Genomic DNA, 16,587 nt, shown 5'->3' with positions numbered 1-16,587 from the left:
TTCGTCGTGGTCCTGCCGGGTGCTCAGTAGCGCGGCCGGTTGAACCAGCCGGAGCCCTCCTGGGTGCACATGGCGGTGATCCAGATGATGCTGATGGCCAGCCACAGACCGGCGAACACATAGCCGATGGCGGTGCCGGCGGTGACGGCGCCCGCCAGGATCAGCAGGCCCATCAGGCTGCCGAGCGAGCCGTACACGATGGTGGTGATCCGGACGTTGTTGCCGCCCTTGCCGAACTTGGCGCCCAGCGTGATCGAGAGCGCGGCGAACAGCGCGAACACGACCGCGACGACGATCAGGATGCCGGCGGCGGCGTCGCCCATCGCGGTGAACGGGTTGTCGCTGGTGGTCGCCTTGGCCGTGTTGGTGACGTCCTTGGCGGCGGCGCCGATGAGCAGGTAGACCAGCGCGAGGATCGCCTGCACACCGCCCACGATGAACAGCAGCACCCGGGCGGTCGTCACCAGGCCCGGCATGGACTGCGGCACGGCCGGCGCGTAGCCGTAGCCGGGGGCGGCCGGCGGCGGGTAGCCGTAGCCCGGCGCGGGCTGCGGCGGGGCCTGCTGCGGGTAGCCGTAGCCCGGCGCGGGCGGCTGCTGGCCGTACGGGTTGTTCGGGTCGGGCGGGTAACTCATGGATGCCTCCGGGCAGTTGCTGGAACGCGGGGACGGGACGGCGGAGGACCCGGTTGCGGCCGGCGAGTCGGGTCGCCGACGGAACGGGACGGTATCGGAGCGCGGTGACAGCCCGGCGGCGGTGACGGGCGCGGCCGGCTCAGTGCTGTGACGGGCGAGTGATCGAACGCGGGGACGGGCACGGTGCGGTGAGGGCGCCGTGGCGGTCGGGCTGCGCGGTGTGCTGTGGTCGGATCACTGGCTCTTTCCCCCGGGTACGCCCTGCTGCGGGACCGGTCGGCCCGTCACCGGGCCTGGTCGCGGCAGGGGATGCCCGCATATCGTCAACCGGACGGCAGCGCGCTGTCCAGCCGGTTGTGGGCGTGGTGCGGAGACTGTGGCGCAACCGCAACGTGGTGCGGACCATCCGTGCCCGTCCGGTCGCCGGGGCGGCCGCGGTACGGGCGGCGGCCGCGATCCGGGAGAATGGGGTCATGACTGCCCAGATTCTCGATGGCAAGGCCACCGCCGCCGCGATCAAGTCCGAACTCGCCGCCCGCGTGGCGGCCCTCAAGGCGAAGGGCGTCACGCCCGGCCTCGGCACCGTCCTGGTCGGCGACGACCCGGGCAGCCGCTGGTACGTCAACGGCAAGCACAAGGACTGCGCCGAGGTCGGCATCGCCTCGATCCAGCGCGAGCTGCCCGCCACCGCCACCCAGCAGGACGTCGAGGACGTCGTCCGCGAGCTCAACGCCGACCCGACCTGCACCGGCTACATCGTCCAGCTGCCGCTGCCCAAGGGCCTGGACCAGAACCCGGTCCTGGAGCTGATGGACCCGGACAAGGACGCCGACGGCCTGCACCCGACCTCGCTCGGCCGGCTGGCCCTGGGCATCGAGGGCCCGCTGCCGTGCACCCCGCTGGGCATCGTCGAGCTGCTGCGCCGGCACCAGGTCGAGATCGACGGCGCCGAGGTGGTCGTGGTCGGCCGCGGCATCACCGTCGGCCGCTCGATCGGCCTGCTGCTGACCCGCCGCAGCGAGAACGCCACCGTGACCCTGTGCCACACCGGCACCCGGGACCTCGGCGCGCACCTGCGCAAGGCCGACATCATCGTGGCCGCCGCGGGCGTGCCGCACCTGGTCAAGCCGGAGGACGTCAAGGCGGGCGCCGCGGTGCTGGACGTCGGCGTCAGCCGCAGCGAGGGCAAGATCGTCGGCGACGTGCACCCGGGGGTGGCCGAGGTGGCCGGCTGGATCTCCCCGAACCCCGGCGGCGTGGGCCCGATGACCCGCGCGATGCTGCTCAACAACATCGTCGAGGCGGCCGAGCGCCGCGCCGGCGTCTGATCCCCGAGGGACGGCGAGCATGACTGAACCGCGTCCGGCGCGGTCCCGGCAACGGCCGGTCAAGACCACCGGCACCCTGCCGCCCGAGGGGGCGGCCCCGGCCCTCGGGCGCGACCACGCCCTGCCGGTCCGGCAGTGGCCGATAACGCTGGTCCTGTCGGTGGTCGGCGCCGGCCTCGCGGTCACCTGGTTCGCCGACTTCAAGGACGGCTTCAAGTACGGGCTGCTGATCCTCGGCACCGGCGTGCTGCTCGGCGCGGTGCTGCGGCTGGTGCTGCCCGAGGTCGGGATGCTGGCGGTGCGCAGCCGCTTCACCGACGTCATCGTGCTGGCCTTCCTGGGCGCCTCGATCGTGCTGCTGACCCTGGTCGCGCAGCCGAACCCGTGGCTGGAGATCCCGCTGCTGGACAACATCGGGCAGCTGATCGGCCGGCCCAAGCACTGAGCCCGCCTCCCGCCGCGGCCCCGTCCGGATTCCCGGGCGGGGCCGCGGCGCGTTCCGGGCCCGCCGGGCGGCGTCCGCTGTGACGCATCAGCCACGCCCGCACACGCGGCGTACGCTTCCCTTTGCGATAACCTGACGCCGGTCTCTCGATGTCGAGAGATCATCCTCGGCTCCAGTGCGCCGGTGTGCCTGGGGCACCTGGCGATTTGCTGGAGAAGGTAGAAATGACCCGCACCCCCGTCAACGTCACCATCACCGGAGCAGCCGGCCAGATCGGCTACGCGCTGCTCTTCCGCATCGCCTCGGGCCACCTGCTCGGTGCCGACGTGCCGGTGAACCTGCGCCTCCTGGAGATCCCGCAGGGCCTCAAGGCCGCCGAGGGCACCGCCATGGAGCTCGTCGACTGCGCCTTCCCGCTGCTGCGCGACATCACCATCACCGACCAGCCGAACGAGGCCTTCGACGGCGCCAACGTCGCGCTGCTGGTCGGCGCCCGTCCGCGCACCGCCGGCATGGAGCGCGGCGACCTGCTGCAGGCCAACGGCGGCATCTTCGGCCCGCAGGGCAAGGCCATCAACGCCCACGCCGCGGACGACATCAAGGTCCTGGTCGTCGGCAACCCGGCCAACACCAACGCCCTGATCGCCCAGCGCAACGCCCCGGACGTCCCGGCCGAGCGCTTCACCGCGATGACCCGCCTGGACCACAACCGCGCGGTCGGCCAGCTGTCCGCCAAGACCGGCGCCCTGGTCTCCGACATCAAGCGCGTCACCATCTGGGGCAACCACTCCGCGACCCAGTACCCGGACATCTTCCAGGCCGAGGTCGCCGGCAAGCCGGCCTTCGAGGCCGTCGGCAGCGACCAGGCCTGGCTGGAGAACGACTTCATCCCGACCGTCGCCAAGCGCGGCGCGGCCATCATCGACGCCCGCGGCGCCTCCTCGGCCGCCTCGGCCGCCAACGCCGCCATCGACCACGTGTACACCTGGGTCAACGGCACCGCCGAGGGCGACTGGACCTCCATGGGCGTCGTCTCCGACGGCTCCTACGGCGTCCCGGCCGGCCTGATCTCCTCCTTCCCGGTCACCACCAAGGACGGCAAGTTCGAGATCGTCCAGGGCCTGGAGATCTCCGACTTCTCCCGCGCCCGCATCGACGCCTCGGTCAAGGAGCTGACCGAGGAGCGCGACGCGGTCCAGGAGCTGGGCCTCATCTGAGCCCGCTGAGCACTCCGGCGGCCCGTCACCCCTCCCCGGGGCGGCGGGCCGCCGCCGTGTCCGGCCACAGGGGCCCGCCGCCGGGCACCGGCCGCCCTACACTGGCCCGCTGTGAACGAAACCCTCGGGGACGCCGCGCTCGTCCTCGTCTTCATCCTGTTGGGCGGCCTGTTCAACGTCGCGGAGATCTCGCTGATCTCGCTGCGCGAGGGCCAGATCCGGACGCTGGAGGCGCACGGCACCCGGCGCTCGGCCCGGGCCGCGCACCTGGCCGCCGACCCCAACCGCTTCCTGGCGGCCGTCCAGGTCGGCGTGACCTGCATGGGCTTCCTGTCCGCCGCGTTCGGCGCGGACACCCTGGCCGGCAAGGTCGCCCCGCTCTTCGTCCGGGCCGGGCTGTCCCAGGGGGTGGCGGACGCCCTCGCCCTGGTCGGCCTGACCCTGCTGATCAGCTACGTCTCGCTGGTGCTCGGTGAGCTCACCCCCAAGCGGATCGGCCTGCAGCGCGCCGAGTCCATCGCGGTGATCGCCGCCCCCGTGGTGGACGTGATGTCGGTGGCGCTGCGCCCGGTGATCTGGCTGCTCGGCCACTCCACCAACCTGATGGTCCGGCTGTTCGGCGGTGATCCGGCGGCCGGGCGCGGCTCGATGAGCTCCGAGGAGCTGCGCGGCCTGGTCGCCTCCAACACCGAACTGGGCAGCGACGAACGGGCGTTGATCGCGGACGTGTTCGCCGCGGGGGAGCGCCAGCTGCGCGAGGTGATGGTCCCGCGCACCGAGGTGACCTTCCTGGACGCGGAGCGCCCGCTGGCCGCCGTACGGCACCAGGCCGAGACCTCGCCGCACTCGCGCTACCCGGTGGTCGAGGGCAGCGCCGACGCGGTGGTCGGCTTCGTGCACGTCCGGGACCTCTACGGCGCCCGCGGCGAGCAGGCCGTCAAGGTCCGCGACCTGGCCCGCCCGGTCAAGCTGCTGCCCGGCACCAAGCGGGTGCTGGAGGCGATGGGCGAGATGCGCCGGGAGGGCCACCACCTGGCGATCGTGGTGGACGAGTACGGCGGCACCGCCGGCATCGTCACCCTGGAGGACCTGGTCGAGGAGGTGATCGGCGAGATCCGGGACGAGTACGACCGGCCGGAGTCCGCGCCCACCCGCCGGCTGGCCGGCGGCGGCACGGAGCTGGACGGCCTGCTCAACCTCGGCGACTTCACCGAGGAGACCGGCGTCACCCTGCCCGAGGGCCCGTACGAGACGGTGGCCGGCTGCCTGGTGGCCTCGCTCGGCCGGCTGCCCCGGGACGGCGACCAGGCCCGGATCCCGGTCGAGGGCGGCGGCGCGGTGCTGCTGACGGTGGCCAAGGTGGAGGGCCGGCGGATCGCCCGGGTGAGGGTGAGTGCGGTCACACCGGAGGAGCCTGCGGGGCCGGAGGTTTCCTGAGCGACCGGGAGAACTGGAAGAATGGCCCGCATGGTCAACGCAGCGGTCACCGGTCCGGTCAAGGACCGCCCCCGGGTGCTCTCCGGGATCCAGCCCACCTCCGGCTCGTTCCACCTCGGCAACTACCTGGGCGCCGTGCGCCAGTGGGTCGACCTGCAGAAGGAGAACGACGCCTTCTACATGGTCGTCGACCTGCACGCGATCACCGTGCCGCAGGACCCGGTGACCTTGCGCCAGAACACCCGGGTGTCCGCCGCCCAGCTGCTCGGCGCGGGCCTGGACCCGGAGCACTGCACCCTCTTCGTCCAGTCGCACGTGCCCGAGCACGCGCAGCTCGGCTGGGTGATGAACTGCCTCACCGGCTTCGGCGAGGCCTCCCGGATGACCCAGTTCAAGGACAAGTCCTCCCGGTACGGCGCCGACAGCACCACCGTCGGCCTGTTCACCTACCCGATCCTGCAGATCGCGGACATCCTGCTCTACCAGGCGGACGCCGTCCCGGTCGGCGAGGACCAGCGCCAGCACGTGGAGATCACCCGCGACATCGCGGAGCGGTTCAACTCGCGCTACGCCCCCACGTTCACGATCCCGAAGCCGTACATCCTCAAGGAGACGGCGAAGATCATGGACCTCCAGGACCCGGGCATCAAGATGAGCAAGTCGGCCTCCTCGGCCAAGGGCCTGGTCAGCCTGCTGGACGAGGCGAAGGTCAGCGCCAAGAAGTTCAAGAGCGCCGTCACCGACACAGGCACCGTGGTCTCCTACGACGAGGAGCAGAAGCCGGGCGTCTCCAACCTGCTGCGGATCCACTCCGCGCTCAGCGGCCAGTCGGTCGAGCAGCTGGTCGCGCACTTCGAGGGCAAGATGTACGGCGCCCTCAAGACCGAGCTGGCCGAGCTGTTCACCGAGTGGGTCACCCCCTTCCAGGAGCGCACCGCCACCTTCCTGGACGACCCGGCCGAGCTGGACCGGGTGCTGGCGATCGGCGCCGAGAAGGCCCGCGCGGTGGCCTCCGAGACGCTGGCGACCGTGTACGACCGGATCGGCTTCCTCCCGGCCGCCAAGCGGTGACTCCGCTCTCGCGCATGCCCGATGGTGGCGACCTCCCGGAGGTCGTCACCATCGGCGTGTCCGTGAGCGTGCCGGACCCGCACGGCGCGCGGATCCAGGACGCCAGGGCCGGGCTCGGCGACCCGCAGGCCCGCTCGATACCGACCCACGTCACCCTGCTGCCGCCCACCGAGGTGCCGGCCGAGCTGCTGCCGAAGATCGAGGAGCACCTGTCGGCGGTGGCCGCGGCGCACCGGCCGTTCCGGATGCTGCTGGGCGGCGCGGGCACCTTCCGGCCGGTCTCCCCGGTGGTGTTCGTCCGGGTCGAGGAGGGCGCGCACGAGTGCCGGCTGCTGGAGGCGGACGTCCGGTCCGGCCCGCTGGCCCGCGAACTGGCGTTCCCGTACCACCCGCACGTGACGGTGGCCCACGGCCTGCCGGAGGACGCGCTGGACCGGGCGTACGAGCAGGCGCGCGGGTTCCGGGCGTCCTTCCCGGTGCCGGGCTTCTCGCTCTCCCGGTTCGACGCGGACGAGGTCTGGCGGCCCTGGCGGGCCTACCGGTTCTCCTGAACCACCGCTGAACTACCCGGCCGTTCGGCCGAGTTCGAGCATCCGGTCGACCACCCGGCGGGCCGCGCCGCCGTCGTCCAGGGCGCAGTGCGTGGCCCGGAAGCGCCGGTAGCGCTCCGCGTAGCCGGGCGCCGACCGCTCGCCGCTGTCGGCGAGTTCGCGCAGCGCGCCGAGCAGTTCGGCGGAGTCCGGCACCAGCGGGCCGGGCGCGTCCGCCTCGAAGTCGAAGTAGAAGCCGCGCAGGGTGTCGCGGTAGTGCTCCAGGTCGTAGGTGAAGAAGTAGACCGGGCGGCCGGTGATCGCGAAGTCGAACATGATCGACGAGTAGTCGGTGACCAGCACGTCCGCGATCAGCAGCAGTTCCTGCGGGTCGGGGAAGTCCCCGCAGTCGAACAGGAAGCCGTCCCCGGCGCCGGGCAGCGGGTCGCGCACGTGCGCGTGCGGGCGGACCAGCAGCACGTGGTCCTCGCCGAGCAGCCGGCGGGCGTGGCCGAGGTCGAGCCGCAGGTCGAGCCGGAAGCCCTCGCCGTCGCCGCGCTGCTGGTCCTCGCGCCAGGTCGGTGCGTACAGCACGACCCGCTTGCCCTCGGGGATGCCGAGCCGGCAGCGGACGGCCGCGGCGACCCTCGGGTCGGGCTGGGCCAGCACGTCGCCGCGCGGGTAGCCGGACTCCAGCACCTCGCCGTCGTACTGGAAGGCGCGCCGCAGGATCGGGGTGGCGAAGGGGCTGGGGGAAAGCAGCAGGCTCCACTGCGGGGTCTCCCGGTCGAGCGCCTCCAGGTAGCCGTGGTCGGCGAGCCAGGGGTTGTCGACGTCGTGGGCGATCCGCTTGAGCAGCGAGCCGTGCCAGGTCTGCACCACGACCTGGCCCTCGCGGCGCTCCAGGAAGTCCGGGAAGTGGGTGTTGCCGACCAGGTACCGGCAGGTGGCCAGCGCCCGGTACCACTGGGGGCTCCAGATCCGGATCGGGACGACCCCTGGCGGCAGTTCGGCCTGGCCGTCGTCGACCACCCACAGGTGCTCCAACGGCTCGCCGCGGCGGGCGAGTTCGGCGTGCACCGCGCGCGGGGAGTCGGCGTAGCCGCGGCCGCCGAACACGTCGTACAGCACCGCCTCGCGCAGCGGTTCGCGGCGGGCCGCGGGGTAGTGCTCGGTGCGCAGCCGGGCCTGGGTCCAGGCGCTGCGCTCGGTGGCGTCGAGCACCGGGGTGGAGTCCACCAGCAGGGTGTCGTGCCAGCGGCGCTGGAGCAGGACGTCCTTGCCGCCGGTGGTCGCGGTGGCGGGCAGGGCGGGCAGCACGGTCGGGGCGGCGAGCAGCGGCCGGGCCGGGCCGGAGCGGTCGGCCGGCTCCAGGACTGCCTCCCAGATGCCCTTGCGCAGCGGCAGTACGGCGCCGTCGGAGCCGGTGCGGGTGGCGGGCACCCGGACCCGGAAGCGGCCGTCCGGCTCGGGCTCGACGGGGGTGCGGACCTCGCCCGCGGTGCCGCCGTGCCGCAGGACCAGCTCCAGCCGGCCGGCGGCCGGGTCCGGGCAGTGGCCGGACAGCTCGAAGCCGCCGAAGTGGACCGCGATCCGGTCGACCATCCCGGCGGCGGGCTGGACGCAGACCTGGAGCCGGCCGTCGGCGAGGTGCTTGAGGTAGAGCACCCGGTCCGGGGCGTCCGGCAGCGGGTACTGGCCGGCCACCGGGCCGCCGCGCTCGTCCAGGCAGAGCTGTTCGGTGCCGCCGTCGGGGCGCAGCAGCTCGGCGTCCCAGTGCTCCAGGTCCTCGCGGCCGCGTCCGTCGGCGGTGAACGGCCGGTACGGCAGTTCGACGGCGAAGGTGTTGCCGGTGCGGGTGAGCGGCCGCTCGATCACCGCGTCGCTCTGCCGGTGCCGCAGCCGCAGCACGGTGCCGGCCGGGCAGTGGTCGGCGACGCCGCCCAGCCGGATGCCGTCGGCGGCGGGCTCGGCGCGGTCGAGCCGGACGCCGGGGCGTTCCAGCCGCAGCCGCAGCCGGTCGTCCTCGAAGTACGGCTGGAGGCGTACGTCGCGGTCCACCCAGCGGGCCGGCGGGTACTCGCCGGAGCCGCACCAGTGGGGGGCGAGGGCGCCGTACTGGCGGCGCAGCCGGGTGGGGCGGGGGCGGGTGAAGAGGGTGGTCTCGATCTGCCAGTCGCCGAGCAGCCAGCGGTCGTCCCGGCGCAGTCGGGAGGGTTCCAGCAGGACGGTGAAGCCGGACCAGTCGTGGTTGTGCTCCGGCTGGGCGCTGTCGTCGGTGACCTCGGGCAGCCTTCGGGGTCTGGAGCGCAGGTGGAGCGGTGGTTCGGCCGCGTCCTCGTGGCGCAGGGTCAGCCAGGTCCAGGCGGAGCCGGGGCGGCCGGTGTCCAGGTCCAGCGGGCGGGCGAAGCCGGTGAGCTCCAGTCCGCGGCCGTGCCAGCGGGCGCGCAGCAGCCCGAACGCCACGTCCTCGTCGACGGCGGCCCGGCCGTCGGCCACCCGGGGGGCGGCGTGCGGGAGTACGAACCGGGCGAGCGAAGACATGGTGCGGGGGGCCCTTCGGGACGGGATCCCGGACATGGCGGTGGCCGGGAGGGCCGCCGTGCCGGTGTCGGCCGGACCGGGGCCGATTTGATATCCCACCCCGGGAAGGCACCTCGGGTCAACTGTACGTTTCGTAGAATTTCCTTTGAAATTCGTCGACTAAACGTCAGTTCGAGTGCAAATTGGGCGTAAAGGGCAGGTAGTTCTCAGGGAATTCCCAGATAGCGCCGGGGCGCCCGGCGTGATCCACGCCGGGCGCCCCGATGCCGTCTTCGGCGGCTACTCCTTGCGGAGCATCGCGTCGACCACCCGGCCGGAGGCCTTGCCGTCGTCCAGGTCGCAGTACGCCTCGCGGAACGCGGCCGCCTTGTCCGCGTACTCGGCCGCCACCGCGTCCACCCGGCCGAGCGCGTCGACCAGCGCCTCGGAGGTGGCCAGCAGCGGGCCCGGGGCCTCGGCCTCGAAGTTCAGGCTGAAACCGCGCAGGTTGTCGCGGTAGTGCTCCAGGTCGTGGGTGAAGAACAGCATCGGCTTCCCGGTGGTGGCGAAGTCGAAGATGCTCGACGAGTAGTCGGTGACCAGGACGTCGGCGATCAGCAGCAGCTCCGCCATGTCGGGGTAGCTGCCGACGTCCCAGATGTAGCCGTTGCCGGCGCCCGGGATCTGGCCGCACATCATGTTGTGCCGGCGCACCAGCAGCACCTGGTCGTCGCCCAGCGCGGCCTTGGCCGCCTCCAGGTCGATCCGCAGGTCGATCTGGTAGCCGCCGTTCGGCCGGCGCCGGTCCTCGCGCCAGGTCGGCGCGTACAGCACGACCTTCTTGCCCTCGGGCAGGCCGAGCCGCTCGCGGACCTGCTCGGCGGTCTTCTCCCGGTCGGCCGCGAACAGCAGGTCGTTCCGGGGCGCCCCGCTCTCCAGGATCTCGCCCTGGTAGTCGAAGGCGCGCCGCAGCACCGGGGCGGACCAGCTGTTGCCGGCCACCAGCAGGCTCCAGTTCGGCACCTCGCGGCTCAGGCCCTTGAGGTAGTTCGAGTCGGTGAACCAGACCTTCTCGAAGTCGAAGCCGACCTGCTTGAGCGGGCTGCCCATCCGGGTCTGCACGACCACCTGGCCGGGGCGGCGGACGAAGAAGTCGGGCAGGTGGGTGCTGGTGACGATGTACTTGGCGGTCGCCAGCGCCTCGAACCACTCCGGGCTCCACAGCCGGATCGCCTGCGCGGTGCGCGGCAGCTCGGTCTGCATGTCGTCGCTGCCCCAGAGGTGCTCCAGCGGCAGGCCGCGGCGGACCAGCTCCTCGTGGATCGCCCGCGGGGAGTCGGCGTAGGCGCTGCCGTGCCCGGCGTTGTAGAGCACGGTGTCGCGCACCGGCAGGCGGCGGGCGGCCGGGTAGTCGGTGGTGCGCAGCCGGCGCTGGCGGAAGCCGGAGCGCTCCTCGGGCAGCAGCGCCGAGTACGACTCCAGCGACAGGCCGTCGTGGTAGCGGCGCTCCAGCGCGATCCGCTTGCCGCGGGACTCCACCTCCACCGGCAGGGTGCCGAAGCAGTCCGGGGAGATCTGCGCGTGGCTGTCCGGCAGGGCCGAGGCCGGCACGCCGACCGGACGGAAGAAGACGTTCCAGGTGCCCTGGGCGAGCGGCACCCGGCCGGCGAAGGTGGCGGTCGGCACGGCGGGCAGCGCGGTGCGGAACCGGCCGTCCGAGATCTCCACCGGGTAGACGTGCTCCTCCTCGCGCCAGTGGTGGCGGACCACCAGCTCCCAGCGGTGCGTGCCGGGCTGCGGGAACGAGCCGCTCAGCAGGAAGCCGTCGGCGCCGCGCGCCGACACCTCGTCCACGATCGGCTGCAGCAGCTGGTCGGAGAGCTGGAAGTGGCCGCTCGGGGAGGGCTTGGTGTAGATCGCCCGGCGCAGCTCGACCGGCGCCTGCGGGTCCAGCGGGACGTGCAGCTGCTCGGGGGCGTTGCGGTCGTCCCAGACCAGCGGCAGCACGCTGCCGTCGGCCAGCAGCAGCGCGCTGTTCCAGCGGTCGCGGACGCGCTCGTCGGCCACCGGGTCCAGCTCGGCCCAGGCCTCGCGGACGGCGGTCAGCTCGGCCACCTCGACCGAGGAGGTGAACGGCTGCAGGGTGCCGACCGGGGTGCCCAGCTCCACCGGGAAGGTCAGCTCACGGTCCGACTCGAGGTGGGTGAGCCGCAGCCGGGCACCGGCGAAGCTCGCCCCGGAGCGGGCCGCACCGGAGACCTCGATCCGGCCGTCGTGCGCGGCCAGGCCGGTCACCCGGGCCTTGACGGTCTCCACCTGGAGGTAGACGAAGCCGTCCCGGATCCACGGCACGATCCGCACGTCCGGCTCGACCCAGTGCTGCGGGATCGACGCGGCGCTGTCGCTCCAGCCGGCCGAGATCCGGCCCTTGTAGACCCCGCCCTTGCCCGCGCCGGCCACCAGGACGCGCCAGTGGCCGTCCTTCCACTGGCCGCGGTGCTTGAGCTTCTTCGGGTCGAGGGCGACGGTGAAGCCGGACCAGTCGCAGTTGTACAGGTCGTGGTTGCAGCTCGCGGTGGCCTCGGGGCTGTACTGGGTCTTCATCGGCACCGCGATCGCCCGGCGGCCCTTGGCCTCGCGCAGCACCAGGGTGCGCACCATGTCGTGCTTGTTCGCCGCGCCCAGCTGCTCCGGGTAGGCGTGCCCGGTCAGCTCCAGCTTCCCGCCCACCCAGGCGGTGCTGTACAGCCGGCTGCGCATGACCAGCGAGTTGTCCAGCTTGAGCACGCCGGCCGGGACGCTCTTGCGCCCGCCGCGCAGGAACGGGTAGTCCGCGTACGGCCGCAGCAGGCCGCGGGCCTGCACGCCGCCGCCGCTCTCGCCCTCGTACTTGATCTGCTCGACCAGCTCGTCGACCCGGTTCTGCAGGGTCAGGTGGTACTTGAGCCGCAGCGGCGCGCGCAGCTTGCGGACCTGCTCCTGGCCGATCGAGCGGAGCAGCCGGCTGACGTTCTGGACGTAGGCGTCCCGGTACTCCTTGTCGCCGTCCACGACGGACCAGAAGAACATCGGGATCTCCTCGACGAGGGTGTTCTCGTCGTAGGAGCGCAGGTACTCGGCGAAGCGCGGCTCGGTCTGCTTCTTCAACCAGGCGCGGACCAGCTCGACCGAGGCGACCCGGTCGATCAGGCCCTTCGGGTTGGTGCGCATCTGGGTGATCGACATCTCGCCGACCTCGCGCTCGCGCCAGTGGTAGATCGGCTCGGAGAGCACGTCCACGCTCTTGGCGAGGTAGTGGTGCGGCACGCTGACCGGCGCGTCCTCGTACAGGATGCCCTCGGGGTAGAGCAGGCCGGCGGCGTCGAAGAAGGAGCGGCGGTACACCTTGTTCCACGCGGTGCGGTCGGTGACCAGCGCCGGGAGCTCGGTGATGTGGGTCTTGAGCCGGGTGTCCTTGAACGGCTTGGCGTGCCCGCCGGACTGGTAGTAGCCCACCGCGCGGAACCGCAGCACGTTGCCGGTGCAGAAGTCCGAGCCGGTCTCGTCCAGCGTGTTGATCATCAGCTCGTACGCGCTCGGCGGCATCGAGTCGTCGCTGTCCACGAAGCACAGGAACTCGGAGTCCGGGTCGATGTGCCGGATACCGGTGTTCCGGGCCGCGCCGAGGCCCTTGTTGACCTGCCGGACCAGCCGGAACCGCGAGTCCTTCGCCGCGTAGGCCTCGGCGAGCGCCGCACTGCCGTCCTTCGAACCGTCGTCGACCATGACGCACTCGAAGTCCGTGAAGGTCTGGGCGGCGATCGAGTCGAGGCATTCGACGAGATAACGCTCGACGTTGTAGATCGGAACGACGATGGAGAGGCGGGGAGCCATCGGCTACGCAGGCCTTTCTCGGGAGGAGCGTGGCAGCCCGCTGGGGGTCTGGCCGCACTTGGATCGGTGCGTACGTGCCCACTGATCCTACCTCCGGGGCCCGGACCCCCTCCGGCCCACTACGCTGGCCCCCGTGCCCCGCTTCAGCGTCATCGTCCCCGTGTACCAGGTCCAGGACTACCTCGCCGAGTGCCTCGAATCGGTCCTCGGCCAGAGCGGGCCGGACTTCGAACTGATCGCGGTGGACGACCGCTCGCCGGACGGCTGCGGCGCGATGCTGGACGAGGCCGCCGCCGACCCCCGGGTCCGGGTGCTGCACCTGCCGGAGAACGTCGGCCTCGGCCGGGCCCGCAACGCCGGCCTGGAGGTCGCCACCGGCGACTACGTGCTCTTCCTCGACAGCGACGACACCCTCACCCCCGGCCTGCTGGCCGCGGTCGAGGAGCGCCTCGCCGCCACCGGCGACCCGGACGTCCTGGTCTACGACTACGCCCGCACCTACGCCGACGGCCGGATCACCCGCGCCGCCGCCGGGCACGTCTTCGGCGCCGAATCGCCGGACGTCTTCGACCTCGCCGCCCGCCCCGACCTGCTCGACCTGCTCCAGGTCGTCTGGAACAAGGCCTACCGCCGCGGGTTCATCACCGAGCAGCGGCTGGAGTTCCCGGCCGGCTACTACGAGGACACCCCCTGGACGTACCCGGCGCTGCTCGCCGCCGGCGGCATCACCCTGCTCGACCGGGTCGGTGTGCACTACCGCCAGCGCCAGGAGGGCGGCAACATCCTGGCCACCGCCAGCCGCAAGCACTTCGACGTCTTCGCCCAGTACGACCTGGTCTTCGCCTTCCTGGACCGCCGCCCCGACCTGGACCGGTGGCGCCCGGTGGTCTTCGGCAAGATGCTCAACCACCTCAACACCGTGGTCGCCAAGCCCGGCCGGATCCCGCCCGGCGACCGCCGGGAGTACTTCCGCCGCGCCGCCGCGCACTGCGCCCGGCTGCGCCCGGCCGGCTACCGCCCGCCGCCCGGCGTGGACGGGGTGCGCACCGAACTGCTCGGCCACGGGCGGTACGCCGCCTACCAGGCCGTCCGCGCCCTGGCGAAGGCCCGCCGGCTCGTCAACAGCTGATCGGCGTCGGCCCGGAGCCGCGGCACCCGCCTGGCCGGATCCGCTGCACCGTCCTGGCCGGATCCGCTGCACCGGCCCGCGCCTGACGGCCGTTCGGGGGACGGGCCGGTATAACCGGTCGGGTGGACTTCCTGACCCGCCTTCCGGTCCTGGGCCCGCTCGTGGCCCGGGTGCTGCGCAGCCGCCCCTACCGGGTGTACGAGTACTTCTCCGCCGCCCGTGGCAACCGGCTGGCCGGAGCCGTCACCTTCTTCGGCTTCCTCGCCCTGTTTCCCCTGCTCACGGTCGGCCTGGCGATCGCCGTCGCCACCCTGAACGGCAGTCAGGTGGACGACCTCCAGCACCGCATCTCCGACCAGCTGCCGGGCCTGTCGGACTCGCTCAACCTGCCGTCCCTGGTGGCGAACGCGGGCACCCTCGGGCTGGTCAGCGGCGCCCTGCTGCTGGTCTCCGGCCTCGGCTGGGTGGACACCATGCGCACCTCGATCAGAGACCTCTGGCAGCTGCCCGAGGAGGACGGCAACCCGGTGCTGCGCAAGGCCTGGGACGTCCTGGTGCTGGCCGGCCTCGGCCTGGTGTCGCTGTTCTCGCTGGGGGCCTCCGCCGCCGGCACCACGCTCGCCGGCCGGATCGCCGACGCGATCGGCCTGGGCAGCGGCTACCTGCTGACCGGGGTCGGCATCCTGATCGCCATAGCCTGCGACATGCTGCTCTTCGCCTACCTGCTGGCGCCCTTCCCCGGGATCACCGACCAGCGCCGCCGCGACCTGCTGACCGGCGCCCTGATCGGCGCGGTCGGCTTCGAACTGCTGAAACTGCTGCTCTCCTCCTACCTCGGCTCGGTCGCCGGGCGGAGCCTGTACGGGGCCTTCGCCACCCCGGTGGCGCTGCTGCTGTGGATCAACTTCGTCAGCCGGCTGCTGATGTACTGCGTGGCCTGGACGGCCACCGCCGACCCGGTGGCGGCCCGGGAGCGGACCAGGGAGCACGGCCGGGCGCTGCTGGCCGCGGCCGACGAGGCCGAGGCGGAGGACACCACGCCCACGGCGACGCCCCGGCCCCGCACCTGAGGCCGGGGCCGGGGCGTCGGACCACGGCTCAGTCCCCGGCGCGGCCCGCCACCCGGCGCCGGACGGCCAGCACGGCGCCCGCCGCCGCCACGGCCCCGACCAGCACGGCCGCCCAGCCGCCCGCGCCGAGCCCGCCGTCCCCGGCCGCCCCGGCGGCGGGCCGGTCCCCGGTGGGGGAGGGGTGCGGCGGCGGGGCGGGGGCACCGGCGGCGCCGCCCGCCTGACCGGTCGGCTCCTCGCGGCCGGCCTGCTGCTCGTCGACCAGCCGGCCGACCGGCCGGACCTTGCCCGCCGCGGCGAAGCCCCAGTCCAGCAGCTCGGCCGTCTCGTCGTACACCTTCTGGTAGCTGGCCGGGTGCATCACCGTCACCAGCAGCGTCCGGCCGTTGCGCTCGGCCGCGCCGACGAAGGTCGAACCGGCGTTGGTGGTGGTGCCGTTCTTCACCCCGATCAGCCCGGGGTACTTGCCCAGCAGCCGGTCGGTGTTGGCGATCCCGAAGCTGCCGCGCTGGCCGGTGTTCCGGTCGACGGCGCCGGGGAACATCGCGTCCCGGGTCGCGCAGTACCCGCGGAAGTCCGGGTTGCGCAGGCCGGACCGGGCGAACAGCGACAGGTCGTAGGCCGAGGACAGCTGGCCGTCCATGTCGTAGCCGTCCGGGGAGATCACCTTGGTGTCCCGCGCCTGGAGGGCCTCGGCCCTGGCCTGCATCTCGTTGACGGTCGGCTGGATGCCGCCGTTCATGTGCGCCAGGACGTGCACGGCGTCGTTGCCCGAGCTCAGGAACACCCCGCGCCACAGGTCCTCGACCCGGTAGTCCAGGTTCTCCTTGATGCCGACCAGGCTGCTGCCGGGGCCGATGTTCTGGATCTCCTCGTCGGCGACCCGGTGCACCGCGTTGCGGTCGAACTTGGGCAGCACGGTGTCCGCGAAGAGGATCTTCAAGGTGCTCGCCGGGGGCAGCCTCAGGTGCGGGTTGTAGGCCGCCAGCACGTCCCCCGACGTGGCGTCGGAGACTATCCAGGACTGGCCGGTGAGGTCCGTCGGCAGCGCCGGCGCCCCCGCCAGCGGATCGACCTGGACCCCGGGCAGCCCCAGCCGCTCACCGCCGATCGCGGTCGACGGGGGCGGCGCCTGCGGAGCCGCGACCGCCGCGGGCGCGGCGAGCAGGACCGGGAGGGCCGCGGTGACCGCGGCGCACAACTGCGCGAAGGTGTGACGGGGTGTGGGCACCAGCTGACCGTACCCACTGCGGAGCCGGGACGTCCGCCACACCGGACGGCTCCTCCGCAGGAGGGGCCCGCCCTACGCCGATCGGCGGCCCGCGCATA

11 protein-coding genes and 1 pseudogene are annotated in these 16,587 nt (G+C 72.8%); 8 read left to right on the top strand and 4 right to left on the bottom strand.

The features are described 5' to 3' along the window. Window positions 1–23: 23 nt before the first annotated feature. Window positions 24–635, bottom strand: a complete 612-nt coding sequence (locus tag AB0F71_RS24720; RefSeq protein ID WP_360238111.1) for a hypothetical protein — start codon at window positions 633–635, stop codon at window positions 24–26. A 473-nt stretch (window positions 636–1,108) separates the two neighbouring features. On the opposite strand from AB0F71_RS24720, the gene AB0F71_RS24715 reads away from it, so the two are divergent. From AB0F71_RS24715 to AB0F71_RS24690, 6 genes are all read left to right on the top strand, one after another. After that, complete coding sequence (locus AB0F71_RS24715; RefSeq protein WP_360238109.1) at window positions 1,109–1,963, top strand: bifunctional methylenetetrahydrofolate dehydrogenase/methenyltetrahydrofolate cyclohydrolase; 855 nt, start codon at window positions 1,109–1,111, stop codon at window positions 1,961–1,963. A gap of 19 nt (window positions 1,964–1,982) precedes the next feature. Next, window positions 1,983–2,408 carry a DUF3017 domain-containing protein gene (locus AB0F71_RS24710; RefSeq protein ID WP_350503505.1) on the top strand — a complete coding sequence of 142 codons (426 nt, stop codon included), beginning with the start codon at window positions 1,983–1,985 and terminating at the stop codon, window positions 2,406–2,408. Between the two features lie 224 nt (window positions 2,409–2,632). Further along, window positions 2,633–3,625 (top strand): malate dehydrogenase, encoded by a 993-nt coding sequence (locus tag AB0F71_RS24705; protein ID WP_360238107.1) that lies wholly within the window; start codon window positions 2,633–2,635, stop codon window positions 3,623–3,625. 111 nt (window positions 3,626–3,736) lie between these two features. Continuing rightward, window positions 3,737–5,062 carry a hemolysin family protein gene (locus tag AB0F71_RS24700; protein ID WP_360238105.1) on the top strand — a complete coding sequence of 442 codons (1,326 nt, stop codon included), beginning with the start codon at window positions 3,737–3,739 and terminating at the stop codon, window positions 5,060–5,062. 30 nt (window positions 5,063–5,092) lie between these two features. Beyond that, window positions 5,093–6,133, top strand: a complete 1,041-nt coding sequence (gene trpS, locus AB0F71_RS24695) for a tryptophan--tRNA ligase (RefSeq protein ID WP_360238103.1) — start codon at window positions 5,093–5,095, stop codon at window positions 6,131–6,133. 14 nt (window positions 6,134–6,147) lie between these two features. Further along, entirely contained in the window at window positions 6,148–6,684 is a 537-nt protein-coding gene (locus tag AB0F71_RS24690) for a 2'-5' RNA ligase family protein (RefSeq protein WP_360238101.1), read from the top strand. A gap of 12 nt (window positions 6,685–6,696) precedes the next feature. Here the strand turns inward: AB0F71_RS24690 and AB0F71_RS24685 are convergent, their stop codons facing one another. Continuing rightward, window positions 6,697–9,207 carry a CDP-glycerol glycerophosphotransferase family protein gene (locus AB0F71_RS24685; protein WP_360238099.1) on the bottom strand — a complete coding sequence of 837 codons (2,511 nt, stop codon included), beginning with the start codon at window positions 9,205–9,207 and terminating at the stop codon, window positions 6,697–6,699. Window positions 9,208–9,486: 279 nt separating this feature from the next. Next, the gene (locus AB0F71_RS24680; protein WP_360238097.1) at window positions 9,487–13,059 is read right to left on the bottom strand and encodes a CDP-glycerol glycerophosphotransferase family protein; all 3,573 of its coding nucleotides are present in this window, start codon (window positions 13,057–13,059) and stop codon (window positions 9,487–9,489) included. 133 nt (window positions 13,060–13,192) lie between these two features. Between AB0F71_RS24680 and AB0F71_RS24675 the strand changes: the two are divergent. Together AB0F71_RS24675 and AB0F71_RS24670 are read left to right on the top strand one after the other, a co-directional pair. Beyond that, window positions 13,193–14,116, top strand: a pseudogene (locus AB0F71_RS24675) (glycosyltransferase family 2 protein); the annotation flags it as partial. Between the two features lie 194 nt (window positions 14,117–14,310). Then, window positions 14,311–15,258, top strand: coding sequence for a YihY/virulence factor BrkB family protein (locus tag AB0F71_RS24670; protein WP_360238095.1), 948 nt, complete (start codon window positions 14,311–14,313; stop codon window positions 15,256–15,258). Between the two features lie 28 nt (window positions 15,259–15,286). On the opposite strand, the gene AB0F71_RS24665 is transcribed toward AB0F71_RS24670, so the two are convergent. After that, complete coding sequence (locus AB0F71_RS24665) at window positions 15,287–16,489, bottom strand: D-alanyl-D-alanine carboxypeptidase (protein ID WP_360238093.1); 1,203 nt, start codon at window positions 16,487–16,489, stop codon at window positions 15,287–15,289. Window positions 16,490–16,587: the final 98 nt, after the last annotated feature.

It is taken from the genome of Kitasatospora sp. NPDC028055 (genome assembly GCF_040637885.1).
Taxonomy (GTDB): domain Bacteria; phylum Actinomycetota; class Actinomycetes; order Streptomycetales; family Streptomycetaceae; genus Kitasatospora.
Note: the sequence above shows the minus strand (reverse complement) of the source record. Positions and strands in the feature narration are given on the sequence as shown.

Coding starts and splice junctions, on each gene's coding strand:
- AB0F71_RS24685 (WP_360238099.1), bottom strand. CDS start 9,207: ATGTCTTCGCTCGCCCGGTTCGTACTCCCGCACGCCGCCCCCCGGGTG.
- AB0F71_RS24710 (WP_350503505.1), top strand. CDS start 1,983: ATGACTGAACCGCGTCCGGCGCGGTCCCGGCAACGGCCGGTCAAGACC.
- trpS (WP_360238103.1), top strand. CDS start 5,093: ATGGTCAACGCAGCGGTCACCGGTCCGGTCAAGGACCGCCCCCGGGTG.
- AB0F71_RS24715 (WP_360238109.1), top strand. CDS start 1,109: ATGACTGCCCAGATTCTCGATGGCAAGGCCACCGCCGCCGCGATCAAG.
- AB0F71_RS24705 (WP_360238107.1), top strand. CDS start 2,633: ATGACCCGCACCCCCGTCAACGTCACCATCACCGGAGCAGCCGGCCAG.
- AB0F71_RS24680 (WP_360238097.1), bottom strand. CDS start 13,059: ATGGCTCCCCGCCTCTCCATCGTCGTTCCGATCTACAACGTCGAGCGT.
- AB0F71_RS24720 (WP_360238111.1), bottom strand. CDS start 635: ATGAGTTACCCGCCCGACCCGAACAACCCGTACGGCCAGCAGCCGCCC.
- AB0F71_RS24690 (WP_360238101.1), top strand. CDS start 6,148: ATGCCCGATGGTGGCGACCTCCCGGAGGTCGTCACCATCGGCGTGTCC.